This window comes from Gilliamella sp. Fer4-1, assembly GCF_001690515.1.
Taxonomy (GTDB): Bacteria; Pseudomonadota; Gammaproteobacteria; order Enterobacterales; family Orbaceae; genus Gilliamella; species Gilliamella apicola_C.
In genome coordinates, this window is record NZ_LZGZ01000300.1 from 1 (window position 1) to 3,915 (window position 3,915).

General features: G+C 34.8%; 6 protein-coding genes. 2 read left to right on the plus strand and 4 right to left on the minus strand.

Translation table 11 applies throughout. The annotated features are described in order from the left end of the window. Both A9G30_RS10300 and modC read left to right on the plus strand, forming a co-directional pair. Positions 1-365 (plus strand): ABC transporter permease subunit (locus A9G30_RS10300; RefSeq protein WP_141672079.1); only part of this gene is annotated, 365 nt, incomplete at its 5' end. A gap of 6 nt (positions 366-371) precedes the next feature. Continuing rightward, positions 372-1,052 carry a molybdenum ABC transporter ATP-binding protein gene (gene modC, locus A9G30_RS10305; protein WP_065588900.1) on the plus strand — a complete coding sequence of 227 codons (681 nt, stop codon included), beginning with the start codon at positions 372-374 and terminating at the stop codon, positions 1,050-1,052. Here the strand turns inward: modC and A9G30_RS10310 are convergent. The 4 genes from A9G30_RS10310 to A9G30_RS10325 form a co-directional block, all read right to left on the minus strand. Then, positions 1,031-1,783, minus strand: coding sequence for a UDP-2,3-diacylglucosamine diphosphatase (locus A9G30_RS10310; protein WP_065588901.1), 753 nt, complete (start codon positions 1,781-1,783; stop codon positions 1,031-1,033). The two genes, modC and A9G30_RS10310, sit on opposite strands and share 22 nt — an antisense overlap. Beyond that, positions 1,776-2,267 carry a peptidylprolyl isomerase B gene (gene ppiB, locus A9G30_RS10315; RefSeq protein WP_065568462.1) on the minus strand — a complete coding sequence of 164 codons (492 nt, stop codon included), beginning with the start codon at positions 2,265-2,267 and terminating at the stop codon, positions 1,776-1,778. The genes A9G30_RS10310 and ppiB overlap by 8 nt, the downstream gene beginning before the upstream one ends. Positions 2,268-2,325: 58 nt before the next feature. After that, positions 2,326-3,183, minus strand: a complete 858-nt coding sequence (gene folD / locus A9G30_RS10320) for a bifunctional methylenetetrahydrofolate dehydrogenase/methenyltetrahydrofolate cyclohydrolase FolD (protein WP_065588902.1) — start codon at positions 3,181-3,183, stop codon at positions 2,326-2,328. Positions 3,184-3,242: 59 nt separating this feature from the next. Then, positions 3,243-3,915, minus strand: a 673-nt coding sequence (locus A9G30_RS10325; protein ID WP_176700898.1) for a DUF2884 family protein, incomplete at its 5' end; no start/stop codon positions are given.

Here is a 3,915-nt window from a genome sequence, read left to right on the forward strand (position 1 = left end):
GATCAATTCGTTTAGCCATTGAATCGATTGATATCCGCCTTGAAAACGTAGCTCGTACTCTTGGTGCTCATAAATGGCGAGTGTTTATAACTATCACGTTACCTTTAGCTGTTCCTGGCATTTTAATGGGAATGGTGCTAGGTTTTGCTCGTTGTTTAGGAGAATTTGGTGCAACCATTACGTTCGTATCAAATATTCAAGGTGAAACCCGCACTTTACCTCTTGCAATGTATACATTTCTGCAAATTCCCAATGGTGAACACAGTGCACTACGGCTTTGTATTATTTCAGTTGTATTATCACTAATTGCACTTTTTTTATCCGAATGGTTAAATCGTTGGCATAAAAACAAAATTGTAGGATAATAACTCATGTTACAAATACAAATTAGCAAACAACTGGCTTCATTTTCGTTCCAATTCAAGCATGACATAAAATGTCAAGGTATCACCGCTATTTTAGGGGTTTCTGGATCGGGAAAATCCACACTAATTAACCTTATTAATGGGTTAATTAAGCCTGATCATGGCTATATTCAACTAAATAATACTCTTCTGGTTGATTGCAATAGACATCTTTTTATTGCCCCAGAAAATAGGCAGATTGGCACCATTTTTCAAGATGCATTACTTTTCCCTCATTATAAAGTTATAAAAAACCTTACTTATGGAGCTAAGAATTTAAATCTGTCAAAATTTGACGAAATCGTCAATGTGCTTAATATTTGTTCATTATTAAATCGTTATCCAGCCACTTTGTCTGGTGGCGAAAAGCAACGAGTGGCAATTGGTCGAGCGCTATTAACCAACCCGTTATTGCTATTGATGGATGAACCACTTTCGGCGCTTGATATGCCGAGAAAAAAGGAATTATTAATCTATATTAAAAGATTATCTAATGAGTTAAATATACCCATTATTTATGTGACCCATAATATTAATGAAGTTAAACAGATAGCCAATAATGTGGCAATATTAGATCAAGGGAAGCTGATTGAATTTGGTAAGGTCGAGTATGTCTTACAAAGTGATTATTTGAAAGAATGGTTATAAAGCTCCAAAGTATTGCTATCTTGTGATTGCTTAATGTATGTCACACCATCATGCCATGCGCCAAGAACAAGGCGAGTTGCGCTACGCCCTTCAATTTGAAAATGGTGAGTTGCAGGTTTATGTGTATGACCATGCACCATAATATCAGCTTTATGCTCTGTCATCATCTTAACCACAGCGTGTTGATTTACATCCATAATAGTTCCAGATTTTATCTGATTATGTTGGTTACTTTTTTGTCGCAGCTTAGCCGCAATTTTTAGTCGAAGGAACAAAGGCAGTAATAAAAACAGTTTTTGTAACCATTTATTATGCATGATTTTTCTAAACTTTTGATACTGAGAATCGTCAATACATAATAAATCACCATGTAAAAATACGATATTTGTTTCTTGATTAGGTAAACAATTAATTTCTGGCAATATAGTCATATCACATTGCTGAGCATACTTTTTACCTAATAGAAAATCGCGGTTTCCATGCACAAAATATTTAGTGATGCCTCGTTTTGATAACCGGCACAATGCTTGGACAACTTGTTGATGTAATTCAGTCTTTACATCATCACCAACCCAATAATCAAAAAGATCGCCTAAAATATAAAGCTCACAATTTTCAGGTAAGGTATCTAGAAAAGACAAAAAACCTGCGGTTATATCGCTATAACCAGAAGCAGGTTTATTATCTGCTAGATGAATATCTGCAATAAAATAACGAGCTGGATTATTCAACCGTTACACTCGTAATAATAATATCTTCAACAGGAACGTCTGAATGCATGCCACTGCGCCCTGTTTTTACAGCTTTTATTTTATCAACCACATCAAGCCCATCAGTGACTTGTGCAAACACGCAATAGCCATAACCATTAACGTCAGCAGAACGGAAGTTGAGATAATCATTATCAACTACATTGATAAAAAATTGAGCTGTCGCAGAGTGTGGATCTGATGTGCGCGCCATCGCTAATGTACCACGATCATTTTTTAAACCATTATCTGCTTCGTTTTTAATAGGCGCATTCGTCTTTTTCTGCTTCATGCCTGGTTCAAAACCGCCACCTTGAATCATGAAATTATTAATAACACGATGGAAGATTGTATTGTTATAAAAACCAGCTTTACAATATTCAACAAAATTTTTGACGGTTTCAGGGGCTTTATCGTCAAAAGTTTTGATCTTAATATCACCTAAATTAGTGTGAAATATAATCATTACATATTCCTTATTTTTATTTAATGTACATCTTTCTATAAAATTTAATGAGTCGGGGTCAATTTGGCTTACTAAATTTTTCACATGCTTCAAGCGTGTTACTCATTAACATAGCAACAGTCATTGGACCAACACCACCCGGAACAGGTGTGATCCATCCAGCTCTTTCAACAGCCACATCAAACTCTACATCACCTGCTAATTTACCATTCGACAAACGATTGATACCAACATCAATCACAATTGCTCCTGGTTTAATCCATTCACCTTTAACATAATTTGGAATACCGACACCTGCAACCACTATATCTGCATTATTGACATGCTTTGCTAAATCAACGGTACGGCTATGGGTAATGGTAGTTGTACAACCTAATAGCAACAATTCTAATGCCATTGGACGACCAACAATGCTTGATGCTCCTACAACAGTTGCATTTAAACCTGATAAATTTATCCCCGTTGATTCTAGCATTTTAACCACACCATATGGCGTACACGGGCGTAAAATAGGATCGCGTTGTAGTAAGTGTCCAATATTGTATGGATGAAAGCCATCAACATCTTTACTTGGATCGATACGTTCAAGGACTTTTGTTTTATCAATATTATCAGGTAAAGGGAGTTGCACTAAAATACCATGCACATCTGGACGTTGATTAAGCTCATCAATTAATGCCAGTAACTCATCGGTAGTTGCCGATAAAAAGTCATAAGCAAAGGAAGCAAAGCCAACGTCATCACAAGCTTTTTGTTTATTTTTAACATAGATTTTCGATGCAGGATCTGAGCCAACTTGAATCACAGCCAAACCTGGAACAGATAGACCTTTTTCAATGCGTGTTTTAACTTTATTAGCAATATCCGTTCGTATTTGTTGTGCCAATGCTTTTCCATCAATAATATGTGCAGTCATAAGCTTCCGTTTAGCTATCTTAGTCGTGTTATCATTTTCGCAAAAGTTTTTATTAATGTCTATTTACTTGTGAATTGATTGTTAAGTTGAGTTAATATTAGAGTATATTGCTCATCAATATCTGTTATAACTGAACAAATATGTGCATCAAAAGCTTTTAATTTAGGCTTTTGAGCTTTCCACTCATTTTTAGAAATTTGTTTGATTGTGGCTAAATTCTTAAAAAAATTAAAATGCAAAATACTGCCACCCACGACATTATAGAAAATGCGCTGACCAATATCTTCACCCTCTTTTTTTAGATTATTAAAATTTTGGTAGGAAAATCGAGTATAACCATTTTCAGTAATAATCGCAGTATGTAGCAACTTAACTAAACGTTTATATAACTTATTTAACTCACCTTTGAGTTCATTATCATCACTCAACTGATTTTTTATTGCTTTTTCAAACGCCTCTTTAACTTCAGTTAAAAGGTTTACTGATTGTAGCTCTAAAAGAGGTAGCTGTTGGCGTAATTCATGTTGAAATTGAATGAGTTCTTTTTGTAATGGAGGATTAAGTGTTGCTAATTTTTCATTTAAGATAACACGGCCATTTTGCGTTATAGTTAAATCATTTTTTTTATTAAAAATATGTACGCTTTCTTTACTTATCGTGATGTTGTAGCTAGGTTTAACTCCACACTCTTTTTTAGCGGCAAAAACGGAAACAGGAAAGAATAAAACAATT